A 23,504-nucleotide genomic window follows, 5' to 3' on the forward strand; every position below is an offset into this window, starting at 1 on the left:
GACATGGCTTTGAAGAAGTTTAAACCAACCTCTCCTGGTCGCCGTCAGCTGGTTCTTGTCGATCGTTCCGATCTCCACAAGGGCAAGCCGATCAAAGCGTTGACCGAAGGTCTTCGCAAGAAAGGTGGCCGTAACAACTCTGGTCGTATCACCGCCCGCCGTATTGGTGGTGGTCACAAGCGTCGTTACCGCATTATCGACTTCAAACGTACCAAGTTTGATGTCGTTGGTACGGTCGAACGTCTGGAATATGATCCGAACCGCACGGCGTTTATCGCCCTGGTTCGTTATTCCGATGACGAGTTGGCCTACATCCTCGCACCGCAGCGTCTTGCTGTCGGCGACAACATTGTTGCAGCCGAACGCGTAGACATTAAGCCGGGTAATGCCGCACCGCTGAAGAATATTCCGGTCGGTACCATCGTCCATAACGTCGAACTGAAAGCCGGTAAAGGTGGTCAGATCGCACGTTCGGCAGGCACCTATGTGCAGCTTGTCGGCAAGGACCAGGGTTACGCCCAGCTTAAGCTGTCCTCCGGTGAGGTACGTTTGGTTCGTGGTGAATGCATGGCTACCATCGGTGCCGTGTCCAACCAGGACCAGCAGAACACAAACCTTGGTAAAGCAGGCCGCAATCGCTGGCTTGGCAAGCGTCCTTCGGTTCGTGGTGTTGCCATGAACCCGATCGATCACCCGCATGGTGGTGGTGAAGGTCGCACTTCGGGTGGTCGTCACCCGGTTACGCCGTGGGGCAAGCCTACCAAGGGCAAACGTACCCGCTCGAACAAAAAGACTGACGCGCTCATCATGCGCCGTCGTCATAAGAGCTAACGGAGGAGGCTAGACTATGGCGCGTTCCGTTTGGAAGGGTCCGTTTGTAGACGGATACCTTCTTAAGAAAGCCGAAACAGTCCGTGCTTCAGGCCGGAATGAGGTAATTAAGACCTGGTCGCGGCGCTCGACGATTTTGCCGCAATTCGTAGGCCTCACCTTTGGGGTTTACAATGGCCAGAAGTTTCTGCCGGTACTTGTGAACGAAGATATGATCGGTCATAAGTTCGGTGAGTTTTCGCCGACCCGTACCTACTATGGTCACGCGGCCGACAAGAAGGCGAAGAGGAAGTAACGATGGGTAAAAAAGCTGACATCCGTCGGCTGGCGGACAACGAGGCTGCGGCTTCGCTCCGGGCAGTACGCATTTCCCCGCGTAAGCTCAACCTCGTCGCCGAGTCGATCCGTGGTATGAAGGCAGAGGCTGCTTTGGCAGAGCTCACCTTCTCCAACAAACGCATTTCGCAGGACGTCAAAAAGCTGCTGGAATCGGCAATCGCTAATGCCGAGAACAACCACCAGCTCGATGTTGACCGTCTCTTTATCAAAGAGGCGACTGTTGGTAAGGCATTCGTGATGAAACGTTGGCGGGCCCGCGCACGCGGTCGCGTCGGCAAGATCATCAAGCCGTTCTCCAACATGCGCATCGTCGTCTGCGAACGTGAGGAGGCCGAGTAATGGGTCAGAAAGTAAATCCGATCGGTTTACGCGTTGGCATCAACCGCACGTGGGATTCCCGCTGGTACGCCAACAAGGCCGATTTCGCTGGCCTTCTTCATGAAGACCTGGCGATCCGTAAATACATCTTCGACCGTCTGAAACAGGCGGGTGTTTCGAAGGTGATTATCGAACGTCCGGCGAAAAAAGCCCGCATCTCGATCCACTCTGCCCGTCCGGGTGTTGTGATCGGGAAAAAAGGCCAGGACATCGAGAAGCTCAAGAACGATCTGCAGAAACTGACCAAGTCGGAAGTGCAGGTTAACATCATCGAAATCCGTAAACCGGAAATCGATGCCAAGCTGGTCGCTGACAACATCGCCCAGCAGCTTGAGCGCCGTGTTTCGTTCCGTCGCGCCATGAAGCGCTCGGTTCAGAACGCAATCCGTCTCGGTGCTGGTGGCATTCGTATTAATGCCGCTGGTCGTCTTGGTGGTGCTGAAATCGCTCGTACCGAATGGTACCGTGAAGGTCGCGTTCCGCTGCATACCCTGCGTGCGGACGTTGATTATGGGACTTCGGAAGCTCACACCACCTATGGTGTCTGCGGTCTGAAGGTCTGGATCTTCAAGGGCGAAATCATGGCTCACGATCCGTTGGCTTCCGAGCGTAAAGCGCTCGAGTCGGCTGGTTCAGGTCGTAAGTAAGGAGATAGAGAGATGCTTTCTCCAAAACGTACAAAGTTCCGTAAAGCACACAAGGGCCGCCTTAAAGGTGAGGCCAAAGGTGGTACGGAACTTAATTTCGGCGCTTATGGCTTGAAAGCCTTGGAGCCGGAGCGTATAACGGCGCGTCAGATCGAAGCGGCCCGCCGCGCGATCACCCGCCACATGCGCCGTCAAGGCCGTGTGTGGATCCGCGTTTTCCCGGATCTCCCGGTATCGCAAAAGCCTGCTGAAGTCCGTCAGGGTAAAGGCAAAGGCTCGGTCGAATATTGGGCGGCACGTGTAAAACCGGGTCGGATTATGTTTGAACTTGACGGTGTTCCGCTGGATCTTGCACGTCGGGCTTTCGAGCTCGCAGCGGCAAAATTGCCGATCAAGACCAAGTTTGTCACGCGTCTTGGTGAAGGGGAGTAATTAGTGATGAAAATTGCTGATCTCCGCGCGAAAAGCGCTGATGAACTAAAACAGATGCTGCTCGACCTGCGTAAGGAATCGTTCAATATGCGTTTCCAGCAGGCTTCCGGTCAGTTCGAGAACACTGCGCAGGTCCGTAAGGTCCGCCGTGATATCGCCCGCATCAAAACCCTTCTCGGAAACGAGAAGGGTGCTACTGCGGCCTAACTGGACACGCATAGGAGTTAAGACACATGCCGAGGCGTGTATTGCAGGGGACAGTCGTTTCGACAAAAAACGACAAGACTGTGGTGGTCCGTGTGGAACGCCAGGTCATGCACCCGCTGTATAAAAAGTATGTGCGCAAGTCGAAGAAATTCCACGCGCATGATGAAGAGAACCGCTTCAAGACGGGTGACGTCGTTCGTATTCGCGAATGCCGGCCGATCTCGAAATTGAAGTCTTGGGAAGTAGTGGTCGAGGAGTGAGTCCTCAGCCCAACCATAGTCAAGGGGTAAACCCATGATCCAGATGCAGTCCAATCTGGACGTTGCCGATAATAGCGGCGCTCGCCGTGTTCAGTGCATCAAGGTGCTGGGCGGCTCGAAGCGCAAAACCGCTAATGTCGGTGATGTTATCGTGGTTTCCGTCAAGGAAGCCATTCCGCGCGGTCGTGTTAAGAAGGGTGCAGTACACAAAGCTGTCATCGTTCGGACCGCAAAGGAAATTCGTCGTTCCGATGGTTCGGCGATCCGCTTTGACCGTAATGCTGCCGTTCTTATTAATGCGAACGGTGAGCCTATCGGTACGCGTATTTTCGGCCCGGTGACCCGTGAACTCCGTTCGCGTGGTTACATGAAGATCATTTCGCTTGCCCCGGAGGTGCTGTAATGGCTGCCAAGATTAAAAAGGGTGATCGCGTCATTGTTCTTACGGGTAAAGACAAAGGGAAAACCGGCGAAGTTATCGCCGCTTTCCCGACCGAGAACAAAGTTCTGGTTTCGGGCATCAACCTGGTGAAACGTCACCAGCGTCCGACCGGTGCTGATGCTGGCGGCATCGTCGAGAAGGAAGCGAAAATCAACGTTTCCAACGTGGCGATTGTCGACCCGAAAGAAAACAAGCCGACCCGCGTCGGTTTCAAGACCCTCGATGATGGTCGCAAGGTTCGCGTAGCGAAGCTCAGCGGCGAAGTCATCGACAACTGAGGGACGGAAAAATGACGCGCCTGCGCGAACATTACAAAGAAGTGGTGCGTGACGCACTCCAGAAGGAGTTCTCCTACGAGAACTCCATGGAGGTTCCGCGCCTCGAGAAGATCGTGATCAATATGGGTGTCGGCGACGCCACCCAGGATCGCAAAAAGCTGGAAGGTGCGGCTGCGGATCTCGCTGCCATCACCGGTCAGAAGCCTATCTTCACCAAGGCGAAAAAGTCGGTAGCGGCTTTCAAGCTTCGTGAAGGCATGAACATCGGTTGTAAAGTGACCCTGCGTCGCGACCGTATGTACGAGTTCCTGGACCGTCTGGTTTCGGTCGCGCTTCCGCGCGTTCGTGACTTCCGCGGCCTGAACAAAAAATCCTTCGATGGTCGTGGCAACTTTGCCATGGGCCTCAAGGAACAGTTCGTCTTTCCTGAAGTCGAGTACGACAAAGTCGACTCGGTCCGCGGGATGGACATCATCATTTGCACCACGGCAAAGTCCGACGCCGAAGCTCTCGCCCTTCTCAAGGGCTTTGATCTTCCGTTCGGAAACTAACTGGAGGTTGGCCCATGGCCAAGAAAAGCGCCGTTCAGCGCGAACTTAAACGTGAGCGCCTGGCTAAGCAGCATGCTGCCAAGCGTGCCGCCCTTAAAGCGGTCATTAACAATCGCGAGACCTCTCCTGAAGAGCGTATCGCGTGCGTGATCAAACTCGCCCAGCTGCCGCGTAACTCGGCCCGTATCCGTCAGCGTATCCGCTGCCAGGTTTCCGGTCGTCCGCGCGGTGTCTATCGCAAATTCCGCCTGTCCCGTATCGCGCTTCGTGAACTTGCTTCGCGTGGTCAGATCCCGGGCATGGTGAAGTCGAGCTGGTAAGGAGGACATCACATGTCGATGACTGATCCCGTAGGCGATATGCTCACGCGTATCCGCAACGGTCAGCGCGTTGGTAAATCCAACGTTGCTTCGCCGGCTTCAAAACTGCGTACCGGTGTGCTGGATGTTCTCCAGCGCGAAGGTTACATCCGCGGTTACAGCATTAATGAAATTCGCAAGGGCGTCAGCGAAATCAACATCGAACTCAAATATTTTGAGGGCGAAGGCGTGATTAAGCAGATCGACCGCGTCTCGACCCCGGGTCGTCGTGTGTATTCGAAGATCAAAGATCTTCCGAAAGTATATAACGGCTTGGGCATTGCAGTCCTATCCACTCCGAAAGGGGTTCTGTCGGATCAGGAGGCTCGCGAGCAGAATGTCGGCGGCGAAATCCTCTGCAAGGTATTCTAAGGAGGGCCAACGATGTCGCGAGTAGGAAAAAACCCGGTGGTCGTGCCTAGCGGCGTTACCATCACCCTGACCGAAGAACAGATCAGTGCAAAAGGCAAGCTCGGTGAGCTTCGTCTGCCGCTGACCTCGGACGTAACTGTTTCACAGGATGACAACCAGATCACCGTGAAACCGGCCAACGATACCAAGCGCGCCCGTGCCCTTTGGGGTACCACACGCGCCAATATCGCAAACCTCGTAACCGGGGTTTCGGACGGCTTCACCAAGAAACTGGAAATCACCGGTGTTGGTTACCGTGCGCAGGTCCAGGGCAATAAACTGGTTCTGCAGCTTGGCTTCTCTCATGACGTGGAAATGGAGATCCCCGCGGGTCTTAACGTCGTCGCAGAAAAGCCGACCCTTATCGCCATCTCTGGCGCAGATAAACAGCTCGTTGGTCAGTTCGCTGCAAATGCACGCGGCTGGCGCGGTCCGGAGCCTTACAAAGGCAAAGGTGTCCGTTACGAAGGCGAGTATATCTTGCGCAAAGAAGGCAAGAAGAAGTAAGGACTGGCACGATGAAAAACGCGAGAAACCTCTTCGAGCGCCGCAAACGCCGCGTTCGTTTTGCGATCCGCCAGAAAGCGGCCGGTCGCCCGCGCCTCAGCGTGCACCGTTCCAACGCGCATATCTATGCACAGATTATCGACGATCTGGCAGGCAAGACTCTTGTCTGCGCTTCGTCGGCCGAGAAAGATCTCGGTGGCAAAGGCAGCAATGCCGAAGCAGCTGTGCTGGTCGGTAAAGCTATTGCCGAACGTGCCGTTGCCGCTGGTGTGAAAACGGTCGTATTTGATCGTGGCGGGTATTTGTTCCATGGCCGGGTGAAAGCTCTGGCCGATGCCGCCCGTGAGGGCGGTCTGGACTTCTAAGGAGCACGACCATGGCACGTAATCAGAATACACAACAGCAGCAGCAGGCGCCGAAAGCCCGTGAAGAAAACGAACTCGTCGACAAGCTGGTTGGTATCAACCGCGTCGCGAAAGTCGTTAAGGGCGGCCGTCGCTTTGCTTTCTCCGCAATGGTTGTCGTCGGTGACCAGCGCGGTCGCGTCGGATACGGCACGGGCAAAGCCCGTGAAGTTCCGGAAGCGATCCGCAAGGCTACCGAAGCAGCCAAGCGCAACATGATCCGCGTTCCGTTGCGTGAAGGCCGTACCCTTCACCACGATGTGCAGGGCCACTTTGGTGCAGGTCGGGTTATTCTCCGTTCTGCTCCGGCTGGTACCGGTATCATTGCTGGCGGTGCGATGCGCGCAGTTTTCGAAACCATGGGTGTTCAGGACGTTGTGTCCAAATGCACCGGTTCGAACAACCCGCACAACGTTATCCGTGCAACTCTTGACGCTCTGGTCAACGGCGCTTCACCGCGTCAGGTCGCTGCAAAACGCGGCCTGAAGGTTGGCGAGATCGTTGCCCGTCGCGATAGCGGTTCGGCTGCGGCCGCCGTTCTCGAAAAGGAGTAATTCGATATGGCTGCTAAGAAAAAAGCGACCGTTCGCGTTACCCAGACGGGTTCGCCGATCGGACGTCCGGCTGATCAGCGCCAGACCCTTGTGGGTCTTGGCCTGAACAAACTGCACCGGACTCGTGAGCTGGAAGATACTCCGGCTGTTCGCGGTATGATCGCCAAGGTCAAGCACCTCGTCCGCGTGGACGAGGCCTGATTGGCCCCCAGATCGAAAAGGTGTTGATTAATGAAACTCAACGAACTTGCCGATAACCCGGGTGCCCGCAAGGCGCGCACCCGCGTCGGTCGCGGTATCGGTTCGGGCAAAGGCAAAACTTCTGGCGCAGGTCAGAAGGGTCAGACGTCCCGTTCCGGTGTAGCGATCAATGGCTTCGAAGGCGGGCAGATGCCAATCTACCGTCGTCTTCCGAAGCGCGGCTTTAAAAATCCGTTCCGGAAACTGTTCGGTGTCGTGAACCTTGGTACCCTTCAGACCGCCGTTGATAACGGTGTTCTTGAAGAAGGTGCGAATGTCACCATCGAAGTTCTGGTCGAAAAAGGCCTGGCCCGTCCGCAGAAAGACGGTCTGCGTCTGCTCGCTAAAGGCGAACTGAAAGCGAAACTGAACATCGAAATCACCGGTGCTTCCAAGTCGGCTATCGAAGCCGTCGAGAAAGCTGGTGGCTCGGTCAAGGTTCTTGCTCCGGTTGCCGCAGCAGAAACCGCAGAATAAGCCTCTATGACTACGTGAGGGTCCGGTTCCCAAGATTACGGGACCGGACCCTCCAGTTTTAGCCTATTGGGAGATAAGTGCATGGCATCGGCCGCCGAGCAGCTTGCCGCGAACCTGAACTGGTCGTCTTTTTCTAAGGCAACCGAGCTTAAAAAGCGCATCTGGTTCACGTTGGGCGCGCTTATAGTTTACCGTCTGGGAACATATATCCCGATTCCCGGCGTTGACCCGTCCATTCTTGCTGATATTTTCCAGCAGAATGCTGGTGGCGTCCTGGGCATGTTCGACATGTTTGCTGGTGGTGCGCTTGGGCGTATGACCATCTTCGCGCTGAACATCATGCCTTACATCTCCGCCTCGATCATCATTCAGCTGATGACCACTGTTTCGCCAAGCCTTGAGGCTATGAAAAAAGAGGGCGAACAGGGGCGTAAAAAGATTAATCAATATACCCGTTATCTGACCGTTGTGATCGCCACGATCCAGGCATGGGGCATTGCCGTTGGTCTTGAAAGCATGAGCGGTTCATCCGGCTCTGCGGTTCATGATCCGGGCATGTTCTTCCGCTTTACTGCGGTTGTGACCCTGGTTGGCGGCACCATGTTCCTGATGTGGCTGGGCGAACAGATCACCCAGCGCGGTATCGGTAACGGCATTTCGCTTATCATCTTTACCGGTATTGTTGCGGGCCTTCCGGCCGCGATTGCGGGCACTCTTGAACTGGGCCGTACCGGCGCGATTTCGGCACTGGTGATCGTTGCGATCATCGTGCTGGCGATTGCCGTCATTGCCTTCATCGTGTTCGTGGAACGTGCCCAGCGCCGTGTTCTGATCCAGTACCCGAAACGCCAGGTCGGCATGAAGGTCATGGAAGGTCAGAGCTCGCACCTGCCGCTCAAGATCAACACGGCCGGCGTTATTCCGCCGATCTTTGCAAGCTCGCTTCTGCTGATGCCGCTGTCGGTTGCACAGTTCACTGCCGGTGCGGATGCGCCTGCGTGGCTTAGCACCGTGACAGCACTGCTTGGCCGTGGCCAGCCGCTTTATATCGGTCTGTATATCGCGCTGATCGTCTTCTTTGCCTTCTTCTACACGGCGGTTGTTTTCAACCCGGAAGATACGGCAGACAACCTGAAAAAGCATGGCGGCTTCATTCCGGGCATCCGTCCGGGCAAGAATACCGCCAACTATCTGGATTTCATCCTGACCCGCCTGACGGTCATCGGTGCAGCGTATCTGGCATTTGTCTGTATCCTGCCAGAGCTTCTGATCGCCGAATGGTCGGTGCCGTTCTACTTTGGTGGGACTAGCTTGCTGATCGTTGTCACGGTAACCATGGATACCGTAGCACAGATCCAGTCGCATATGCTGGCACACCAGTATGAAGGCCTGATCAAGAAATCCAAATTGCGTGGACGCCGCCGCTAAGGCGGCGCCACCAAGACCATCAGGGGGACGGACAACAATGAACATTATCCTTCTTGGCCCTCCGGGGGCTGGCAAAGGGACCCAGGCAAAGCGTCTTGAAACGGGACGCGGCATGATTCAGCTTTCGACCGGTGACATGCTGCGTGCAGCGGTCGCGGCCGGGACCGAGCTGGGGCAGAAGGCAAAGGAAGTCATGGATGCGGGCAAGCTCGTCTCCGACGATCTGATGATCGGTCTGATTTCCGAACGACTTGATCAGGATGATACCAAGAACGGTTTCATCCTGGACGGTTTTCCGCGCACCACAGCCCAGGCACATGCCCTGGATGTGATGCTGGAAACCAAGGGACTGGCACTTGATTATGTGATCGAGTTGCGGGTTGATGATGCCGCCCTTGTGGCACGTATCGTTGGTCGCTACACCTGCGCGAAATGCGGGCAGGGATACCATGACGAGTTCCAGAAACCCAAGCAGGACGGTGTTTGCGACGTATGTGGCAGCACCGAATTCAAACGCCGTGCGGATGACAATGCCGAGACGGTCACCTCGCGACTGGAAGCTTATCACAAGCAGACAGCACCGATCATTCCCTACTATGAGAATGCCGGTAAGCTGAAAACAGTTGACGGGATGGCCGAAATCGACGAAGTTACGCGCGAGATAGAAGCCATCCTGGGGTAATTTCCCGGGCAGGGCATTTTTTTGCTGGCGGGTTGGCAGTATTGCTGGCCCGCTTTTGCAGCGCCCCGTCCTACCGGATCTGCCGCAGGGTTTGTTAACAGGAAACAGGAGTCTCACACAGTGGCTCGTATTGCTGGCGTAAACATCCCGACCGCTAAGCGCGTCGTGATTGCGCTTACCTACATCACCGGCATTGGCCCGGCGAAAGCTAAAGAAATTTGCGCAAAGGTTGGCATCGAAGCAGCAACCCGCGTTCATCAGCTCTCTGATGACCAGGTTCTCAAGGTGCGTGAAGTCATCGACGCTGATTACACCGTCGAAGGCGACCTTCGTCGTGAAACCGCAATGAACATTAAACGTCTGATGGATCTGGGTTGCTATCGCGGCCTGCGTCATCGTCGCGGTCTCCCGGTACGCGGTCAGCGTACCCACACCAACGCCCGCACCCGCAAGGGCCCGGCTAAGCCGATCGCTGGCAAGAAGAAGTAAGGTAGGGGACAGACAATGGCAAAAGCTCCTCAGACTCGCGTGCGTCGCCGCGAGCGGAAGAACATTACGAACGGTATCGCGCACGTAAACGCGACCTTCAACAACACCATGATCACCATCACCGACGTTCAGGGTAATACCATTTCCTGGTCGACCGCTGGTGGTATGGGTTTCCGCGGTTCGCGTAAATCGACCCCGTATGCTGCACAGGTTGCTGCCGAAGACGCAGGTAAAAAAGCTGCTGAACACGGCATGAAAACCCTTGAAGTTCAGGTTAAAGGCCCGGGTTCGGGACGTGAATCTGCTCTTCGTGCGCTTCAGGCGGTTGGTTTCACCATTACGTCGATCAAAGACGTAACGCCGATCCCGCATAACGGTTGCCGTCCGCGTAAACGTCGTCGCGTCTAATCGCGCCGATCTGCGGACGACCCCGCGTTTGGGCCCGGGCGACCGGGCCTCTTCGCGTTTCTCGCGGGGGCCAATTTTGTGCCCCCCTTACCATAGGCTCCAGTTGCGAAGGTGGGTCTCGTGATTCAAAAGAACTGGCAGGAACTGATTAAGCCGACCAAGCTTGATGTTACTCCGGGTACGGATGCCAGCCGCATCGGTACGATCGTGGCGGAACCGCTGGAGCGCGGTTTTGGTCAGACTCTGGGTAACGCGCTGCGTCGCATTCTGCTGTCGTCGCTCCAGGGTTCGGCGGTTACTGCGATCCAGATTGACGGTGTATTGCACGAATTTTCGTCGATCCCGGGTGTGCGTGAAGATGTCACCGACATCATCCTGAATATCAAGACCATGGGTGTGCGCATGCATGCCGAAGGTCCGAAGAAAATGGCGCTTAAAGCGACTGGTCCGGGTGCTGTCACCGCGGGTCAGATCGAAACCGGTGCCGACATCGAAATCCTTAACCCGGATCTCGAGCTGTGCCATCTTGATGATGGTGCGACGCTGAACATCGAATTTACCGTTGATAACGGTAAAGGCTATGTTGCTGCGACCTCGCATCGTTCGTCGGATGCGCCGATCGGTCTTATTCCGATCGATGCAATCTTCAGCCCGATCCGTAAAGTGGCCTACAAGGTGGAAAACACCCGTGTTGGTCAGGATACCGATTATGACAAGCTGTCGCTGACCGTTGAAACCAACGGCTCGGTCACCCCGGAAGATGCAATGGCACTTGCTGCCCGTATCCTTCAGGACCAGCTGTCGCTGTTCGTCAACTTCGACGAGCCGGAAGCGGTTGTCGAAGAGAAGAAAGAAGACGAACTGCCGTTCAACCGCAATCTGCTGCGCAAGGTCGACGAGCTCGAGCTCTCGGTCCGTTCGGCAAACTGCCTCAAGAACGACAACATCATCTATATCGGTGATCTGGTTCAGAAAACCGAAGCAGAAATGCTTCGTACGCCGAACTTCGGCCGTAAATCGCTGAACGAAATCAAGGATGTTCTGGCGCAGATGGGCCTGCATCTTGGTATGGAAGTCGGCGGTTGGCCGCCGGAAAACATCGAAGAACTTGCTCGTAAGTTCGAAGACCCGTTCTAAGACGGGGCTTCGGCCTTCGGGGCGGTGCTTTTTGACTGACGGGGCAGGCGTTCTGCCCCAACCAGAAACCCGGTTTTCGGAATTTCTGGCGGGCTGGTGCCCAAAACCGCACGTGCATGACCTGATTTAGTCAGGGTGGCGGCGCGGTATCACAATCGGTTTCGTGCGCGAAGCCAAGGCAATAAGGAGAGTTCCTATGCGTCACGGTATGCAAGGCCGTAAGCTTAATCGTACTTCGTCCCATCGTAAGGCGATGTTCTCTAACATGGCGGTTTCGCTGCTCACCCACGAGCAGATCAAAACCACTCTTCCGAAGGCCAAGGATCTTCGCCCGTATGTCGAAAAACTGATTACGCTGGGCAAGCGGGGCGACCTGCATGCACGCCGTCAGGCCATTTCGATCCTGCGTGACGAGAAAGTCGTTGCCAAGCTGTTCGGCGAAATTGCTGATCGCTACAAAGAGCGTTCGGGTGGTTACACCCGCGTTCTGAAGGCTGGCTTCCGTTATGGCGATGCTGCTCCGGTTGCTGTGATCGAACTCGTTGATCGCAACCCGGAAGCCAAAGGCGCGGAAGACCGTGCTCGCCTTGAAGCAGAGGGCGAAGGCGAAGAAGCGTCTGCTGAATAAGCAACGTTTCGGCCTTTAAGATAGAAACGGGCGGTGCCAATGGTGCCGCCCGTTTTCTTTTGGTTTTATCGCGGCAGCGAAATATTTCAAAATTCATCATATTTCCGCCAAGGTTGCGCGTAAATCCTGATCACCCTACTTTCTGTCGGGTATCCAGGGTTCTGACCCTGACCCTAACCAGACTGTTTTCCGCGCTGACCCGCTTTACGAAGAAAAGAGAGAGTTCGACGTGCAGGCACGATTGATTGCGACCGTCATGACCGGGATCATGATTGTATCGGGGGCCATGTTTGGCCAGATTGGCGTAGCATCCGCACAGGATCGGCGCCTGCCCGAAAGCCAGACCGAAATAAAGATGTCGCTGTCGCCGCTGGTGAAGCAAACCGCGCCGGCCGTTGTGAACATCTATACCAAAAAGGTCGTCACCACCCAGCAACGCAGCCCGTTTTTCAACGATCCGTTCTTTCGGCAGTTCTTTGGCGAACGGTTCGGCGGGGCGTTTGGCGCCCCGCGCCAGCGGGTTGAACGGTCGCTTGGTTCCGGGGTGATTGTATCGTCGGACGGCACAATCGTGACCAACCATCACGTGATTGATGGTGCCAGCGAGATCCGCGTTGTTCTGCATGACAATCGCGAATTCGATGCCGATCTGGTCGGTTCGGACGAACGCACCGATCTGGCCGTTCTGCGTCTGCGTGATGTGAAGGACGAATTGCCGGCCATCACGCTTGGCGATTCTGACGCGGTCGAGGTCGGCGACCTTGTCCTTGCCATCGGCAACCCGTTCGGGGTGGGACAGACCGTGACCAGCGGCATCGTTTCCGCACTGGCGCGTGCCGGTGTGACCGGGCAGGATTACCAATCCTTTATCCAGACCGATGCCGCGATCAATCCGGGGAACTCCGGCGGGGCGCTTGTTGATATTGATGGCAATCTGATCGGGGTGAATTCGGCAATCTTTACCAAATCGGGCGGGTCAAACGGCATCGGTTTTGCCGTGCCGGTCAATATGGTCAAGGTGGTGATGCGTGGCCTGATCAGTGGCGATCTGCGTCGCCCGTGGCTGGGGGCGGCAGGGCAGTCGGTAACCGCCGATCTGGCGGCGTCGCTTGATCTGGATCGCCCGCATGGTGTTCTGATCAACGAAGTCCGCGATGGCAGCCCGGCGGATCGTGGGGGCCTTAAACCCGGTGATGTGGTGGTTGCGGTGAATGGTCTTCCTGTCGATAACCCCAACGAGCTTAAATTCCGCATCGCAACACTGGAACTTGATCACAATGCCGAGCTTTCCGTGCTGCGCAAGGGGCAGGAAGTGATGCTCCGGATGCCGCTTGAAGTCGCACCCGAACTGCCTGCGCGTGATGAAACCGAGGTCGAAGGCCGCAATCCGTTCAGCGGATCAAAAATCGCCAATGTGAACCCCGCACTTGCCGATGAAATTGGCATTGATACGCTGAGCAACGGTGTCATCGTCCTTGCCGTGCAGCGCGACAGCCTTGCGCGCCGTGCCCGCATTCAACCCGGTGATTATATCGTCGAGGTCAATGGTGTGCCGATTGACACGGTGGCCCGCCTGAAGGACGTTATCAAAGCCGGTGAACGCGGGCGGGACTGGTCCATTGCGGTCAAACGCGATGGCAAGGTTCTGACGGCTGAATTCCAGCTTTGATTCTTGTCAGCCGATAGATAGACAGAACCGGGGATCATTCCCCGGTTCTGTCGTTTTTGTCGCTGACAATCGATAGCGGCAGATGGTCGATCTGGCTTTTCATGATGCCGATGATCTGGCCGTATCGGTTTTAAGAAACATCATAGCCAGACAGCTGAGTAAACCCAGCCCCACGGTCAGAAGCACTGCCCGGACGCCATATCCGTCGATCAGCAATCCGAACAGGAACGGGGCGGCGGCCTGCGCAAAGCGCGACGGTGCCATCAGAAATCCCTGCCGCAGGCCATAGCCAACCGGCCCGAACAGGGCAAGGGGCAAGGTCCCCTTGGCGATGGTCAGGATACCATTGCCCGCTCCATGCAGGCTTGTGAATATCATGCCGACGGGACCGGCAAAAACCAGCAGAAGCGATGCGCCAAGCGGATGGGCAAAGCCTGCTATCCGGGCGGAAATCAGTGGATGCATGCGTTGCAATACACCGAATTCCAGCAATCGTCCCGCGACCTGTGCCGGGCCGACGAGCGAGGCGGCGATAATCGCATCCGTCGTATCCATCCCCGAAATTTGCAACAATCGCGGCAAATGGGCAGCCATGGCGGTTGCGATAAACCAGCTTGCAGCGAAAACGAATGCCAGCAGGATCATCGGTAGGGTGAAATATCCCGGCTTTGCTGCGGGGGCTGTTTTGAATTTAACATTGTCGGTGTTGTCAGCAGGGGCCTTGGCCGGTGCCATATGCTGGCCGTTTCCGGCCGGGATGATCCGGCGGTTTAACGGCAACCCGACAAGCAAATGCATCGCTGCCCAGAAAAAGCAGGCGGCACGCCAGCCATATTCGATTTCAAGCCCGGCCGATATCGGCCAGCAGATCGTGCTGGCGAATCCGGCAATCAATGTGATGCCGGTAATCGGCCCGCGTGCACCGCGCCCAAAGATCCCGGCAAGTGTTGCAAAGGCCGCCTCGTAAAGTCCCATCGCCATACCGGCCCCGATGATGAGCCACGCCATGCACATGGCGATCATACCGTTCGACAGGCCAAGCAAACCAAGGCCAAGCGCGAAGACAAGGCTTGAAACCGTCAGGATATTGCGCCCGCCAAACCGGTCGATCCGCGCACCTGCCATCGGGCCCAGAAGGGCCGCAACCACAAGTGCCAGCGAAAAGGCACCAAACGCCCAGCCGGTCGGAATGGCGAATTCCTCTGCCATTGGGGCGGACAGAATGGCCGGCAGATAAAGTGTCGATCCGAACCCCAGTGTTTGTGCGCTGCCAAGTGCGATAATGATCGGCATTTTTTTGGGGGCTTTGGTCATGATTTGATGCCTCGATCATCGAGGTATGATGGCCTGAAAAAAGGACTACTCACAGCATGCCTTTCCCTGTTGCGGGGAAACCGGTGCGATGCCGGTCTGGATCGCATCCCGGCTGGCAAGGATATGCCGGGTCACATCCATCCATGCCTCGGTCGCGACCCGGAATGCATCGCGCCCCTTGTCGGTCAGATCGTAAACCTTGCGCTGGCGGCCCTGAACGACTTCGGGGTGCGATGTCAGGTATCCACCGGCCTCGAATTCGTTCAGAACCGGATAGACGGTTCCTTCGGAAGGGGAACAGCAGCCATTGGTGGTTTTTTCGACGGCCTGAACGACCTCGTAGCCGTGCATCGGCTTGCGATGCAAAACGCACAGCACGAAAAACTTCGACAAGGACATTTTGATTGTGCCCTGCCAATAGGAACGGTCAGTATAATCGGCAATCTGTTTCACGTCGGTGTTTCCGGCTGGTTTGACGGCGCGAACCGTATACCTCGATGGTCGAGGTGTCAATATTCTTGCCTTATCGCTATAAACCGGTCGATGTTCGTGATAAGTTCCGCGCAAAACCGGTCGCAAGATAACAATAGGAACATCTGCCCGATATGGCGTCACTGTTTGAAAGTCAGGCATCCCGGCCCTTGGCCGACAGGCTGCGTCCGGCCAAGCTGGATGAGGTTGTCGGACAGGGGCATCTGTTCGGGGATGAGGGACCGATTACGCGCATGATCAATACCGGGCGTGTGCCATCGGTCATTCTTTGGGGGCCGCCGGGCTGCGGTAAAACGACGCTGGCGCGCCTGATGGCCGATGTTGCCGATATGGCGTTCGAGCCCTTGTCGGCGATCTTTTCCGGGGTTGCGGACCTTCGCAAGGTGTTTGACCGGGCACGCGGGCGGCGGGCAACCGGGGCATCGACCCTTTTGTTCATTGATGAAATCCACCGTTTCAACAAGGCACAACAGGACAGCTTCCTGCCGTTTGTTGAAGACGGCACCATTACCCTGATCGGGGCGACAACCGAAAACCCCTCGTTCGAGCTGAACGCGGCGTTGCTGTCGCGCTGTCAGGTGCTGGTGCTTAAACGCCTCGATGATCAGGGGCTTGAAGAGCTTCTGGTGCGCGCGGAAAAGGAAATGGGGTTCGAGCTGCCCCTGTCGCCCGAAGCACGGGTGACGTTGCGCGCCATGGCCGATGGGGATGGCCGTTATTTGCTGAACCTTGCCGAAGAACTGTTTTTGCTGCCGCCCAGTGACGATGGACCGCTTGGCGTTGCCGAACTGTCGCGCACGGTGCAAAAGCGCATGCCGCTTTATGACAAGGGCGATGACAGTCATTACAATCTGATCAGTGCGCTGCATAAATCGGTGCGCGGGTCGGACCCGGATGCGGCCCTGTATTGGTTTAATCGGATGCTGGCCGGGGGCGAGGACCCGAAATTCGTCGCGCGCCGCATCACCCGCATGGCGGTCGAGGATATCGGACTTGCCGATCCGCAGGCGCAGCAGATTTGTGTTGGCGCGTGGGAGGCGTATGAACGCCTTGGCAGTCCCGAAGGCGAACTGGCGCTGGCGCAGGCGGTGATCTATCTGGCGCTGGCGCCCAAATCAAATGCCGGTTATGCCGCCTATAAACGATCATTAAAGGTCGCACGTGATACCGGGTCGCTGATGCCGCCGGCCCATATCCTCAATGCGCCGACCAAGCTGATGAAGGATATCGGCTATGGCAGTGGCTATGCCTATGACCATGATCAGGAAGATGGATTTTCCGGGCAGAATTATTTTCCCGATGGCATGCGCCGCCAGAATTTTTACGAACCGGTCGAACGCGGTTTTGAACGTGATTTGAAAAAGCGGGTCGACTATTTCGATAAATTACGCCGGGAACGTCAAAAGCAGCGCGGCGAAGACTAACCGGCAGGTGTGTTGTTCTCTTTTGGTCAACAATCTGGTGAAAAGACATCGGATAATCATCGTCATGGAAACTGTTAAAGTCGGGGTAACAGAAACAAACCCGGACTTGGAGAATTCACATGACTTCGATCCTGCATATCAATGCCTCGGTTAACGGCGAAAATTCCAATTCGCGTCAGATCGCATCAAAGCTGATCGAACGTATTGTTGCCGCAACTCCGGCTGCCAATGTTGTTGAACGTGACCTGAATGACAAATCGATCCCGGCCCTGACCGGCGAGATTGTCGGCGCGTTCTATACCCCGGCTGAAAACCGTACCGAGGCACAGAAAGACGTGATCGCCGTTTCCGACAAACTGGTTGCCGAGCTTCAGGCATCCGACGTCGTTGTGATCGGTGCACCGATGTATAACTTCTCGGTCCCGTCGACGCTTAAGGCCTGGGTTGACCTGATCGCCCGTGTCGGTGTGACCTTCAACTACACTGAAAATGGTCCGAAAGGCCTGCTTGAAGGCAAGAAAGCCTATATCGTTGTTGCCACCGGCGGTGTTCCGGTCAACAGCCCGGCCGATTTCGCGACCCCGTATCTGAAACAGGTTCTTGGTTTCGTCGGTATTTCCGATATTGACGTTATCGATGCATCCGGTTTCGCGGTAAACGCCGAAGAAGCCATGGAACGTGCGATTGCCAATGTGGCTGCTGCACCGCTTCCGACGGCGGCATAACGCTTACCCCTGTTGCATTGCCCGCGGGAAATCGATCATCGCAATCCATCCCCCCCCGTTGCGGTCCATTGGTTTCCCAAAAATGCCCGAACGAGCATCTCGTTTGGGCATTTTCGTATTTGTTAACTTGACGAATTACAGGAATTAACCGGTATTTAGGGAGTCTTGCGTTACAGCAGGGCACGCAAAACGGGAACGGGGAATTTTTGTGAAACGCGTAGCGATTGTACTGGCATGGCTTCTGTTTGTCGGCGGACTGACATTTGCCGTAATCCGTTTCAGCGGATTGCTCGACAGTATGCTGATGGCAGATGAGCCGGCAGACATCAGTCTGGGACCGGATATCGACCTGCCGCAATCACCGACCTATTTCCTGGTCTGCCCGCCGGATGCCTGCCCATCGACCGATCGCAACGTGCCAAGCCCGGTATTCGATGCATCGCCCGATACCGTCGCAACCGCCTTGCAGGCAACCGCGGGCGCACAAGGCATGAAACTTGTCGAGGGGAATGGATTGGCGCTTGAATTGCGCTTCCTTGCCCGGACGCCTGTTTTCCGTTTTCCCGACTGGGTTGATGTCAAGGTCATTCCCGGTGAAAATGGCGGCAGCCGCGTTTTTGCCTATTCCCGATCCGTCTATGGCAGTGACGATTTCGGCCAGAACGAAAAACGCCTGAAATCATGGATGGCGGCAACCGTCGCCCTGATTGGCCGGCAGGCCGCGCCGCAGAACTGATTGTTCGTTTGCGACGGGGTTTGGTTGGTGTAACGGAATGCGACCCGCCCATGATGTTTTCACACGTGACTTTTCAGAACTGAAAGACTAGGTTCCGCGCCATGCAATTTTCACCGTTGTTTATCGCATCCATCGCATTGGGCGGGGCTATCGGGGCGGTTGCCCGATATGGTGTTTCGGCCCTGATGGGCGCGACACTTGGTCATGGATTTCCATGGGGGACTTTGACGGTCAATATCGTCGGCTCCTTCCTGATGGGACTTCTGATCGAGCTTTCGGCGGTCAAGCTGTCGCTCAGTCCTGAAATGCGGGCCTTCCTTGTGACCGGCTTTCTGGGGGCGTTTACAACGTTTTCGACTTTTTCGCTCGATGTCGCGACCTTATATGAACGCGGTAATATCGGCCTTTCGGGCCTTTATGTCGCGGTTTCGGTCTGCGTTGGCATCGCAGCATTGTTCGGCGCAATCGCGCTGGTAAGGGGAGTTCTGCAATGAGTGGCGTCACTCTGCGCAAGGTTAAGAATGACGAAGCCGAAATGCGGCTGGATCGCTGGTTCAAACGGAACTGCCCGGAATTTACCTTTGGGCAGGTTCAGAAGTTCCTGCGGGGTGGTCAGATCCGTGTTGATGGCAAACGTGCCAAGGCCGGTCAGCGCCTTGAGCCTGGTCAGGAAGTCCGTGTTCCCCCCGCGCCGGTCATGTCGGGCGGCGGTATGGGGCCATGGGCGGAGGGCAATTACGATGCGGCCAATGCGGCCCAGCATGTAAAATCCGGCCCGGCCAAATCGAACGCGACCGAGGAAGAACTTCAGGCGCTGCGCGATTCCGTCATTTTCTATGACGAGGTGGTTCTGGCGATCAACAAGCCCGCCGGTCTGGCGGTGCAGGGCGGGACCAATACCGACCTTCATGTTGATGGCATGCTTGATGCGTTAAAGCTTGATAGCAAGGAACGCCCGAAACTGGTGCATCGTCTTGATAAGGACACCAGCGGCGTGCTGTTGCTTGCACGTTCGGCATCGGCGGCCAATGCCCTGACCAAGGCATTCAAGGACAAGACCACGCGGAAATTGTACTGGGCGATTGTATCGGGTGCGCCCGATGAACGCGAAGGTCTGATTGATGCCCCGCTTGCCAAACATGGCGGCAAGGGCGGTGAAAAGATGGTCATCGACGAAAAAGAAGGCAAATCCGCCCAGACGATCTATCGTCAGTTGGCCCGTGCCGGTCGTCGTGCGGCGTGGCTTGCCCTGTCGCCGCTGACCGGTCGTACCCACCAGCTGCGCGCGCATTGTCAGGCGATGGAATGCCCGATCCTTGGCGATGGGAAATATGGCGGGGCCAAAGCATTCATGGATGGTCTGTCAAACCAGATGCATCTGCATGCGCGCGCGATTGACTTTCCCCATCCGGTGACCGGCCATCGCGTCGTGATCGAAGCCCCGGTGCCCGAACATTTCAGTGCAACCATCAAAGCGCTGAACTTTGATCCGAAAACGCCGACCAAATTCCTGACGCCGGAAATCCACCGGGAAAAGGAAATCAAACCGAAACCCAAGGCAAAGCCGTCCCGGTTGCGTAAAAGATAACGGATGCGGTCAGTGTCCGAAACGCGAAAAGCCGACGCAGTGCGTCGGCTTTTTCGTCCCTGTCAACGGCGTTGATGACAATCGATCTTTAAGGGCGCGCGACCATTTTGTCGAAGCGGTTGATAAACGCATCATGAACCCGGCGCAGATGTTGGGCGTGGACCGTATTTCCCGTACGTTCGCACATTTCCGCCTGGCTTTTGATCATAATAGCAATCCGTTTGCGCCCCCGTGGGGTGTGCACCATGCTTTCGCCTTCCTCAAGGGCGGTCAGAAGGGGGATGTGTTCACACTCGGCAATCGCGAGGATTTCCTCCTCGCTCAGATCGCTGAAATCGATGCAGTCCCGAAGTGTGAGCATGTTCAGCCTCCGCAGTTTGCGTGCTAACAGGATCATCCTAATCCTACCTTGGGGTGTTCGGAAGTGTGTTTAAATTTACCATTGGTTTCCATTGCTTGCCGCAGAGCAAAAAATGCGTCGACTTTGCATGGGCTAGAGACTCGATCTTTGGCGGACTTTGGAATAATCTCCGCCGCGATATGAACAGAACTGGATGACTTTTGATGGCGAACGATCCGCTCAGGCTTGTGGTTTTTGATTGTGACGGTACGCTGGTTGATAGCCAGCATGCGATTGCGCATTGCATGGATCATGCCTTTGCCGCACATGACCTTGATTGCCCCGGCCTTGAAAAGACACGTACCATCATCGGTCTGAGCCTGCCTGAAGCGATCCGCAAGCTTGCAGCACCGGGCATGATCGATGACGCAATTATTGAAGGCGTCACCGCGGCCTATAAGGCGGCATTCTTTGAATTGCGCCAGACCCCGGATTTTTACGAGCCGCTTTTCCCCGGTGTGCGCGAAATGCTGGCCGCACTGGATACGCGCAACTGGCTTTTGGGGGTTGCGACGGGCAAGGCGCGCCGCGGACTTGATGCCGTGCTGGCGCGCAACGCACTTGAAGGCCGGTTCGTTACCCTTCAGACATGCGACAATCATCCGTCCAAACCCCACCCGTCGATGTTGCATGCCGCCATGGATGAAACCGGCGTGGATGCGCCCAATGCGGTGATCATTGGCGATACCGCCTATGATATCGAAATGGGCCGGGCGGCGGGGATGCTGTCGATTGGTGTCAGTTGGGGGTATCACGATATTGAAACGCTGAACAAGGCCGGGGCGCATGCCGTGATTGATCATTTCGATCAACTGCCCGGATTGCTGGAAACCATGTGGGGAACTGGCCGCGATGCTGCCTGAAGCCGATCACAAAGATGACGATCTGAAACCGATCCGGGTGGAAATCACCGTTCCGGTCGAACCGGAATACGCGTTCGAGGCATTCACCAATGGCTTTGGCAATTGGTGGCCGACCGACAGCCATTCGCTGGCGCGTGAAAACTGCAAATCGGTCGAAATCAATCCGGGCCTTGGCGGCAGGATTGTCGAGCATGCCAAAGGCCGCGATCCGGTGGTCTGGGGCACTGTCGATATCTGGCAGGTGGGCGAGCATATTGCCTTTACCTGGCATCCCGGTTGGGAAGAGGGGGCCTATACCCGCATCAGTGTCACGTTCGAACAGAATGCCTTTGGCCGCTGTGTGATCCGGCTCAAGCATTGGGACTGGAAAAATCTGGGCGAAATCGCCCCGATGGTCCGCGACGGCTATGAAAGCGGCTGGAAATATGTTTTCGAACAGTGCTTTGCCAATTACCTGACGGCCAAGCGCCACTGACTGCTTTTAAAGCAGGCCATATTCCATCAGGTCACGGCGCAGTCGGATCGGGTCACGGAACCAGTGGGTGGCAAAGCCCATTTCGCGCGCCTGCTGAATGTTCTTTTCGCTGTCATCGATAAACAGGGTTTCGCGCGGATCAAGCTTGAACCGCGCGGCGGTCAGATCGAAAATCTGCGGGTCGGGCTTGGCCAGTTTTTCCTGACCCGATACCAGAATGCCTTCGAAATGGCTTAGGAAACCGAACCGTTCAATCGCATGCGGCCAGGTATCCGCCGACCAGTTGGTCAGCGCAAACAAACGCACATTGCCGCGTGATTTCAGTTCTTCAAGAATATGAACGGTGCGGTCAATCGACCCCTTCATCATTTCCGGCCAGCGGTCCATCCATGCCGCGATCTGGTCGCTATATTCCGGATAGCGATGCTGAAGATCGGGGATCGATTTGGCAAAGCGAAGCGCACCCTTGTCATGCAGGAAATTCCAGTGCGGATGACAGATTTCTGTCAGGAAACGTTCCATTTCGGCATCATCTTTGAAAATCTTGCGATACAGATGCCGTGGATCCCAATCGACCAGAACGCCGCCCAGATCAAAAAGAACCGTTTCGATAGTACGCATGATTTCCTCGGATGATTGGGAACGGGATCGACGTTTGGCTGTTAAAGCAGGCAACAGCAGACAGGGCAAGGGGACATTTGCATGACAATTGCCAGGATGGCGGTACAAAGGGTTGATCTGTAACGGGTTTGAGTGCGTACTCTTTGGGGTGACAGGGATTTATGACGCGCGCGTGATTTGCAAATTCTTCGCTTCTTGCGAAATGATGACGCGAAGAGCATCATATCAAATACAACCTGATAAAACGCCTGATCGTAACAAGACAGAGGAGGCTTGAATATGTGCACGCTTGACGGATGTGGCGTAAACGACCATCTCGGCCCGCCGCCGAAGGCCACGGATGAAGATCGCCGTCTGTTCCTTAAAGGCGCGGTTGCCTTGCCGCTTGCGGTTATTCTGGCCGATCCGATTTTGGCCCATGCCGCCGGATCGACATTGTCCCCCGTGACCATCACCACGCCGGGCGGGGAAAAAATGACCGCCGAAATCGCCATGCCGGCAACCCTTCCGGCCCCGACCGTCATTCTGATCCATGAATGGTGGGGGCTGAATGATCAGATCCGCGCGGTTGCGGCAGAATATGCCAAGCAGGGCTATATCGCGCTTGCGGTTGATCTGTATGGTAAGCCGCCCGCAACCTCGGCCGACGGGGCAAAGGCGCTGATGTCGGCGGTCAATCCGGCGATTGCCACCGAAAAATTGCAGGAATCCGTCAAATTCCTTAAAAATCACAAGGATTCAACCGGCAAGGTGGGAACGGTTGGCTGGTGCTTTGGTGGTGGCTGGTCGCTCAATACCGCGCTTGCCGTCGATGTCGATGCGGTTGTTGTCTATTACGGCAATGTCAAAAAGACCGCCGAGCAGGTTTCAACCCTGAACGCGCCGCTGATGGGGCATTTCGGCACCCTTGATAAAAGCATCAACAAATCGATGGTCAACGGGTTCGAGGAATCCCTCAAGGAAGCCGGGAAAGCCGACTATCAGATTTTCTGGTACGAAGCCGATCACGCCTTTGCCAATCCGACCGGCGGCCGTTATGACGCCGAGGATGCCAAACTGGCGTGGGAACGCACGATGGGTTTCTTTGACGCCCATCTGTCCTAAGGCT

General features: G+C 56.1%; 36 protein-coding genes. 32 read left to right on the forward strand and 4 right to left on the reverse strand.

Annotation, left to right across the window (positions count from 1 at the left end; all coding sequences use genetic code 11):
* Window positions 1-3 precede the first annotated feature (3 nt).
* The 24 genes from rplB to BC440_RS15125 all read left to right on the forward strand — a co-directional run bounded on the left by rplB (window position 4) and on the right by BC440_RS15125 (window position 13,758).
* Window positions 4-831, forward strand: coding sequence for a 50S ribosomal protein L2 (gene rplB, locus BC440_RS15010; RefSeq protein WP_007091504.1), 828 nt, complete (start codon window positions 4-6; stop codon window positions 829-831).
* A 16-nt stretch (window positions 832-847) separates the two neighbouring features.
* Entirely contained in the window at window positions 848-1,126 is a 279-nt protein-coding gene (gene rpsS, locus BC440_RS15015) for a 30S ribosomal protein S19 (protein WP_007091503.1), read from the forward strand.
* 2 nt (window positions 1,127-1,128) lie between these two features.
* On the forward strand, window positions 1,129-1,509 hold the full coding sequence (gene rplV, locus BC440_RS15020; RefSeq protein WP_007091502.1) for a 50S ribosomal protein L22: 381 nt from the start codon (window positions 1,129-1,131) through the stop codon (window positions 1,507-1,509).
* Complete coding sequence (gene rpsC / locus BC440_RS15025) at window positions 1,509-2,195, forward strand: 30S ribosomal protein S3 (RefSeq protein ID WP_007091501.1); 687 nt, start codon at window positions 1,509-1,511, stop codon at window positions 2,193-2,195. The genes rplV and rpsC overlap by 1 nt, the downstream gene beginning before the upstream one ends.
* Before the next feature lie 12 nt (window positions 2,196-2,207).
* Complete coding sequence (rplP, locus tag BC440_RS15030) at window positions 2,208-2,627, forward strand: 50S ribosomal protein L16 (protein ID WP_007091500.1); 420 nt, start codon at window positions 2,208-2,210, stop codon at window positions 2,625-2,627.
* A 6-nt stretch (window positions 2,628-2,633) separates the two neighbouring features.
* Window positions 2,634-2,834 carry a 50S ribosomal protein L29 gene (gene rpmC, locus BC440_RS15035; protein WP_007091499.1) on the forward strand — a complete coding sequence of 67 codons (201 nt, stop codon included), beginning with the start codon at window positions 2,634-2,636 and terminating at the stop codon, window positions 2,832-2,834.
* Between the two features lie 26 nt (window positions 2,835-2,860).
* Window positions 2,861-3,094, forward strand: coding sequence for a 30S ribosomal protein S17 (gene rpsQ / locus BC440_RS15040; RefSeq protein WP_007091498.1), 234 nt, complete (start codon window positions 2,861-2,863; stop codon window positions 3,092-3,094).
* Between the two features lie 34 nt (window positions 3,095-3,128).
* On the forward strand, window positions 3,129-3,497 hold the full coding sequence (rplN, locus tag BC440_RS15045) for a 50S ribosomal protein L14 (RefSeq protein ID WP_007091497.1): 369 nt from the start codon (window positions 3,129-3,131) through the stop codon (window positions 3,495-3,497).
* Complete coding sequence (gene rplX / locus BC440_RS15050; RefSeq protein ID WP_007091496.1) at window positions 3,497-3,814, forward strand: 50S ribosomal protein L24; 318 nt, start codon at window positions 3,497-3,499, stop codon at window positions 3,812-3,814. Before rplN ends, rplX begins: the two co-directional genes overlap by 1 nt.
* A gap of 11 nt (window positions 3,815-3,825) precedes the next feature.
* On the forward strand, window positions 3,826-4,365 hold the full coding sequence (gene rplE / locus BC440_RS15055; RefSeq protein ID WP_007091495.1) for a 50S ribosomal protein L5: 540 nt from the start codon (window positions 3,826-3,828) through the stop codon (window positions 4,363-4,365).
* A 14-nt stretch (window positions 4,366-4,379) separates the two neighbouring features.
* Window positions 4,380-4,685 (forward strand): 30S ribosomal protein S14, encoded by a 306-nt coding sequence (gene rpsN, locus BC440_RS15060; RefSeq protein ID WP_007091494.1) that lies wholly within the window; start codon window positions 4,380-4,382, stop codon window positions 4,683-4,685.
* A gap of 12 nt (window positions 4,686-4,697) precedes the next feature.
* A complete protein-coding gene (gene rpsH, locus BC440_RS15065; RefSeq protein WP_007091493.1) occupies window positions 4,698-5,096 on the forward strand; it encodes a 30S ribosomal protein S8 in 399 nt (132 codons plus the stop codon).
* Between the two features lie 12 nt (window positions 5,097-5,108).
* Window positions 5,109-5,642, forward strand: coding sequence for a 50S ribosomal protein L6 (gene rplF, locus BC440_RS15070; protein ID WP_007091492.1), 534 nt, complete (start codon window positions 5,109-5,111; stop codon window positions 5,640-5,642).
* A gap of 11 nt (window positions 5,643-5,653) precedes the next feature.
* The gene (gene rplR / locus BC440_RS15075; RefSeq protein ID WP_007091491.1) at window positions 5,654-6,007 is read left to right on the forward strand and encodes a 50S ribosomal protein L18; all 354 of its coding nucleotides are present in this window, start codon (window positions 5,654-5,656) and stop codon (window positions 6,005-6,007) included.
* Between the two features lie 11 nt (window positions 6,008-6,018).
* Window positions 6,019-6,600 (forward strand): 30S ribosomal protein S5, encoded by a 582-nt coding sequence (gene rpsE / locus BC440_RS15080; protein ID WP_007091490.1) that lies wholly within the window; start codon window positions 6,019-6,021, stop codon window positions 6,598-6,600.
* A 6-nt stretch (window positions 6,601-6,606) separates the two neighbouring features.
* Window positions 6,607-6,801, forward strand: coding sequence for a 50S ribosomal protein L30 (gene rpmD / locus BC440_RS15085; RefSeq protein ID WP_007091489.1), 195 nt, complete (start codon window positions 6,607-6,609; stop codon window positions 6,799-6,801).
* 30 nt (window positions 6,802-6,831) lie between these two features.
* Window positions 6,832-7,317, forward strand: coding sequence for a 50S ribosomal protein L15 (gene rplO / locus BC440_RS15090; RefSeq protein ID WP_071240404.1), 486 nt, complete (start codon window positions 6,832-6,834; stop codon window positions 7,315-7,317).
* A gap of 81 nt (window positions 7,318-7,398) precedes the next feature.
* On the forward strand, window positions 7,399-8,745 hold the full coding sequence (gene secY / locus BC440_RS15095) for a preprotein translocase subunit SecY (protein ID WP_071240405.1): 1,347 nt from the start codon (window positions 7,399-7,401) through the stop codon (window positions 8,743-8,745).
* A gap of 37 nt (window positions 8,746-8,782) precedes the next feature.
* Window positions 8,783-9,427, forward strand: coding sequence for an adenylate kinase (locus BC440_RS15100; protein ID WP_037990968.1), 645 nt, complete (start codon window positions 8,783-8,785; stop codon window positions 9,425-9,427).
* Window positions 9,428-9,547: 120 nt separating this feature from the next.
* On the forward strand, window positions 9,548-9,916 hold the full coding sequence (gene rpsM / locus BC440_RS15105; RefSeq protein ID WP_007091485.1) for a 30S ribosomal protein S13: 369 nt from the start codon (window positions 9,548-9,550) through the stop codon (window positions 9,914-9,916).
* Between the two features lie 15 nt (window positions 9,917-9,931).
* Window positions 9,932-10,324 (forward strand): 30S ribosomal protein S11, encoded by a 393-nt coding sequence (rpsK, locus tag BC440_RS15110; protein WP_007091484.1) that lies wholly within the window; start codon window positions 9,932-9,934, stop codon window positions 10,322-10,324.
* 120 nt (window positions 10,325-10,444) lie between these two features.
* Window positions 10,445-11,461: a DNA-directed RNA polymerase subunit alpha gene (locus tag BC440_RS15115; protein ID WP_007091483.1), complete on the forward strand. Its 1,017-nt coding sequence runs from the start codon at window positions 10,445-10,447 to the stop codon at window positions 11,459-11,461.
* 196 nt (window positions 11,462-11,657) lie between these two features.
* Window positions 11,658-12,089 carry a 50S ribosomal protein L17 gene (gene rplQ / locus BC440_RS15120; protein WP_007091482.1) on the forward strand — a complete coding sequence of 144 codons (432 nt, stop codon included), beginning with the start codon at window positions 11,658-11,660 and terminating at the stop codon, window positions 12,087-12,089.
* Between the two features lie 229 nt (window positions 12,090-12,318).
* Window positions 12,319-13,758: a DegQ family serine endoprotease gene (locus BC440_RS15125; RefSeq protein ID WP_007091481.1), complete on the forward strand. Its 1,440-nt coding sequence runs from the start codon at window positions 12,319-12,321 to the stop codon at window positions 13,756-13,758.
* 99 nt (window positions 13,759-13,857) lie between these two features.
* On the opposite strand, the gene BC440_RS15130 is transcribed toward BC440_RS15125, so the two are convergent.
* Both BC440_RS15130 and BC440_RS15135 read right to left on the reverse strand, forming a co-directional pair.
* Window positions 13,858-15,072, reverse strand: a complete 1,215-nt coding sequence (locus tag BC440_RS15130) for an MFS transporter (protein ID WP_071240406.1) — start codon at window positions 15,070-15,072, stop codon at window positions 13,858-13,860.
* Between the two features lie 45 nt (window positions 15,073-15,117).
* Window positions 15,118-15,525, reverse strand: coding sequence for a PadR family transcriptional regulator (locus tag BC440_RS15135; RefSeq protein ID WP_083379383.1), 408 nt, complete (start codon window positions 15,523-15,525; stop codon window positions 15,118-15,120).
* Window positions 15,526-15,677: 152 nt separating this feature from the next.
* Between BC440_RS15135 and BC440_RS15140 the strand changes: the two genes are divergently transcribed.
* The 5 genes from BC440_RS15140 to BC440_RS15160 all read left to right on the forward strand — a co-directional run bounded on the left by BC440_RS15140 (window position 15,678) and on the right by BC440_RS15160 (window position 20,037).
* On the forward strand, window positions 15,678-16,988 hold the full coding sequence (locus BC440_RS15140) for a replication-associated recombination protein A (protein WP_037990961.1): 1,311 nt from the start codon (window positions 15,678-15,680) through the stop codon (window positions 16,986-16,988).
* A gap of 119 nt (window positions 16,989-17,107) precedes the next feature.
* Complete coding sequence (locus BC440_RS15145; protein ID WP_007091477.1) at window positions 17,108-17,713, forward strand: NAD(P)H-dependent oxidoreductase; 606 nt, start codon at window positions 17,108-17,110, stop codon at window positions 17,711-17,713.
* 208 nt (window positions 17,714-17,921) lie between these two features.
* Window positions 17,922-18,449, forward strand: a complete 528-nt coding sequence (locus tag BC440_RS15150) for a DUF1499 domain-containing protein (protein WP_051682309.1) — start codon at window positions 17,922-17,924, stop codon at window positions 18,447-18,449.
* 101 nt (window positions 18,450-18,550) lie between these two features.
* On the forward strand, window positions 18,551-18,943 hold the full coding sequence (gene crcB / locus BC440_RS15155; protein ID WP_007091475.1) for a fluoride efflux transporter CrcB: 393 nt from the start codon (window positions 18,551-18,553) through the stop codon (window positions 18,941-18,943).
* Window positions 18,940-20,037 (forward strand): RluA family pseudouridine synthase, encoded by a 1,098-nt coding sequence (locus BC440_RS15160; RefSeq protein WP_071240407.1) that lies wholly within the window; start codon window positions 18,940-18,942, stop codon window positions 20,035-20,037. The genes crcB and BC440_RS15160 overlap by 4 nt, the downstream gene beginning before the upstream one ends.
* Window positions 20,038-20,125: 88 nt before the next feature.
* On the opposite strand, the gene BC440_RS15165 is transcribed toward BC440_RS15160, so the two are convergent.
* Window positions 20,126-20,398: a hypothetical protein gene (locus tag BC440_RS15165; protein WP_007091473.1), complete on the reverse strand. Its 273-nt coding sequence runs from the start codon at window positions 20,396-20,398 to the stop codon at window positions 20,126-20,128.
* A gap of 203 nt (window positions 20,399-20,601) precedes the next feature.
* On the opposite strand from BC440_RS15165, the gene BC440_RS15170 reads away from it, so the two are divergent.
* Window positions 20,602-21,300 (forward strand): HAD-IA family hydrolase, encoded by a 699-nt coding sequence (locus BC440_RS15170; RefSeq protein ID WP_007091472.1) that lies wholly within the window; start codon window positions 20,602-20,604, stop codon window positions 21,298-21,300.
* Window positions 21,290-21,775 (forward strand): SRPBCC domain-containing protein, encoded by a 486-nt coding sequence (locus tag BC440_RS15175; protein ID WP_071240408.1) that lies wholly within the window; start codon window positions 21,290-21,292, stop codon window positions 21,773-21,775. The genes BC440_RS15170 and BC440_RS15175 overlap by 11 nt, the downstream gene beginning before the upstream one ends.
* Window positions 21,776-21,781: 6 nt before the next feature.
* On the opposite strand, the gene BC440_RS15180 is transcribed toward BC440_RS15175, so the two are convergent.
* Window positions 21,782-22,396 carry an HAD family phosphatase gene (locus BC440_RS15180; RefSeq protein ID WP_037990956.1) on the reverse strand — a complete coding sequence of 205 codons (615 nt, stop codon included), beginning with the start codon at window positions 22,394-22,396 and terminating at the stop codon, window positions 21,782-21,784.
* 279 nt (window positions 22,397-22,675) lie between these two features.
* Between BC440_RS15180 and BC440_RS15185 the strand changes: the two genes are divergently transcribed.
* A complete protein-coding gene (locus tag BC440_RS15185) occupies window positions 22,676-23,500 on the forward strand; it encodes a dienelactone hydrolase family protein (RefSeq protein ID WP_071240409.1) in 825 nt (274 codons plus the stop codon).
* The last annotated feature ends 4 nt before the right edge of the window (window positions 23,501-23,504 follow it).

Origin of the sequence: Thalassospira sp. MIT1004 (assembly GCF_001858545.1) — a bacterium.
Lineage (GTDB): Bacteria > Pseudomonadota > Alphaproteobacteria > Rhodospirillales > Thalassospiraceae > Thalassospira > Thalassospira xiamenensis.

What these genes read in the sequence shown, in the direction of transcription:
- rplB (WP_007091504.1), top strand. Translation starts at nt 4, where the DNA reads ATGGCTTTGAAGAAGTTTAAACCAACCTCTCCTGGTCGCCGTCAGCTG.
- rpsS (WP_007091503.1), top strand. Translation starts at nt 848, where the DNA reads ATGGCGCGTTCCGTTTGGAAGGGTCCGTTTGTAGACGGATACCTTCTT.
- rplV (WP_007091502.1), top strand. Translation starts at nt 1,129, where the DNA reads ATGGGTAAAAAAGCTGACATCCGTCGGCTGGCGGACAACGAGGCTGCG.
- rpsC (WP_007091501.1), top strand. Translation starts at nt 1,509, where the DNA reads ATGGGTCAGAAAGTAAATCCGATCGGTTTACGCGTTGGCATCAACCGC.
- rplP (WP_007091500.1), top strand. Translation starts at nt 2,208, where the DNA reads ATGCTTTCTCCAAAACGTACAAAGTTCCGTAAAGCACACAAGGGCCGC.
- rpmC (WP_007091499.1), top strand. Translation starts at nt 2,634, where the DNA reads ATGAAAATTGCTGATCTCCGCGCGAAAAGCGCTGATGAACTAAAACAG.
- rpsQ (WP_007091498.1), top strand. Translation starts at nt 2,861, where the DNA reads ATGCCGAGGCGTGTATTGCAGGGGACAGTCGTTTCGACAAAAAACGAC.
- rplN (WP_007091497.1), top strand. Translation starts at nt 3,129, where the DNA reads ATGATCCAGATGCAGTCCAATCTGGACGTTGCCGATAATAGCGGCGCT.
- rplX (WP_007091496.1), top strand. Translation starts at nt 3,497, where the DNA reads ATGGCTGCCAAGATTAAAAAGGGTGATCGCGTCATTGTTCTTACGGGT.
- rplE (WP_007091495.1), top strand. Translation starts at nt 3,826, where the DNA reads ATGACGCGCCTGCGCGAACATTACAAAGAAGTGGTGCGTGACGCACTC.
- rpsN (WP_007091494.1), top strand. Translation starts at nt 4,380, where the DNA reads ATGGCCAAGAAAAGCGCCGTTCAGCGCGAACTTAAACGTGAGCGCCTG.
- rpsH (WP_007091493.1), top strand. Translation starts at nt 4,698, where the DNA reads ATGTCGATGACTGATCCCGTAGGCGATATGCTCACGCGTATCCGCAAC.
- rplF (WP_007091492.1), top strand. Translation starts at nt 5,109, where the DNA reads ATGTCGCGAGTAGGAAAAAACCCGGTGGTCGTGCCTAGCGGCGTTACC.
- rplR (WP_007091491.1), top strand. Translation starts at nt 5,654, where the DNA reads ATGAAAAACGCGAGAAACCTCTTCGAGCGCCGCAAACGCCGCGTTCGT.
- rpsE (WP_007091490.1), top strand. Translation starts at nt 6,019, where the DNA reads ATGGCACGTAATCAGAATACACAACAGCAGCAGCAGGCGCCGAAAGCC.
- rpmD (WP_007091489.1), top strand. Translation starts at nt 6,607, where the DNA reads ATGGCTGCTAAGAAAAAAGCGACCGTTCGCGTTACCCAGACGGGTTCG.
- rplO (WP_071240404.1), top strand. Translation starts at nt 6,832, where the DNA reads ATGAAACTCAACGAACTTGCCGATAACCCGGGTGCCCGCAAGGCGCGC.
- secY (WP_071240405.1), top strand. Translation starts at nt 7,399, where the DNA reads ATGGCATCGGCCGCCGAGCAGCTTGCCGCGAACCTGAACTGGTCGTCT.
- BC440_RS15100 (WP_037990968.1), top strand. Translation starts at nt 8,783, where the DNA reads ATGAACATTATCCTTCTTGGCCCTCCGGGGGCTGGCAAAGGGACCCAG.
- rpsK (WP_007091484.1), top strand. Translation starts at nt 9,932, where the DNA reads ATGGCAAAAGCTCCTCAGACTCGCGTGCGTCGCCGCGAGCGGAAGAAC.
- rplQ (WP_007091482.1), top strand. Translation starts at nt 11,658, where the DNA reads ATGCGTCACGGTATGCAAGGCCGTAAGCTTAATCGTACTTCGTCCCAT.
- BC440_RS15130 (WP_071240406.1), bottom strand. Translation starts at nt 15,072, where the DNA reads ATGACCAAAGCCCCCAAAAAAATGCCGATCATTATCGCACTTGGCAGC.
- BC440_RS15140 (WP_037990961.1), top strand. Translation starts at nt 15,678, where the DNA reads ATGGCGTCACTGTTTGAAAGTCAGGCATCCCGGCCCTTGGCCGACAGG.
- BC440_RS15145 (WP_007091477.1), top strand. Translation starts at nt 17,108, where the DNA reads ATGACTTCGATCCTGCATATCAATGCCTCGGTTAACGGCGAAAATTCC.
- crcB (WP_007091475.1), top strand. Translation starts at nt 18,551, where the DNA reads ATGCAATTTTCACCGTTGTTTATCGCATCCATCGCATTGGGCGGGGCT.
- BC440_RS15160 (WP_071240407.1), top strand. Translation starts at nt 18,940, where the DNA reads ATGAGTGGCGTCACTCTGCGCAAGGTTAAGAATGACGAAGCCGAAATG.
- BC440_RS15165 (WP_007091473.1), bottom strand. Translation starts at nt 20,398, where the DNA reads ATGCTCACACTTCGGGACTGCATCGATTTCAGCGATCTGAGCGAGGAG.
- BC440_RS15170 (WP_007091472.1), top strand. Translation starts at nt 20,602, where the DNA reads ATGGCGAACGATCCGCTCAGGCTTGTGGTTTTTGATTGTGACGGTACG.
- BC440_RS15175 (WP_071240408.1), top strand. Translation starts at nt 21,290, where the DNA reads ATGCTGCCTGAAGCCGATCACAAAGATGACGATCTGAAACCGATCCGG.
- BC440_RS15180 (WP_037990956.1), bottom strand. Translation starts at nt 22,396, where the DNA reads ATGCGTACTATCGAAACGGTTCTTTTTGATCTGGGCGGCGTTCTGGTC.
- BC440_RS15185 (WP_071240409.1), top strand. Translation starts at nt 22,676, where the DNA reads ATGTGCACGCTTGACGGATGTGGCGTAAACGACCATCTCGGCCCGCCG.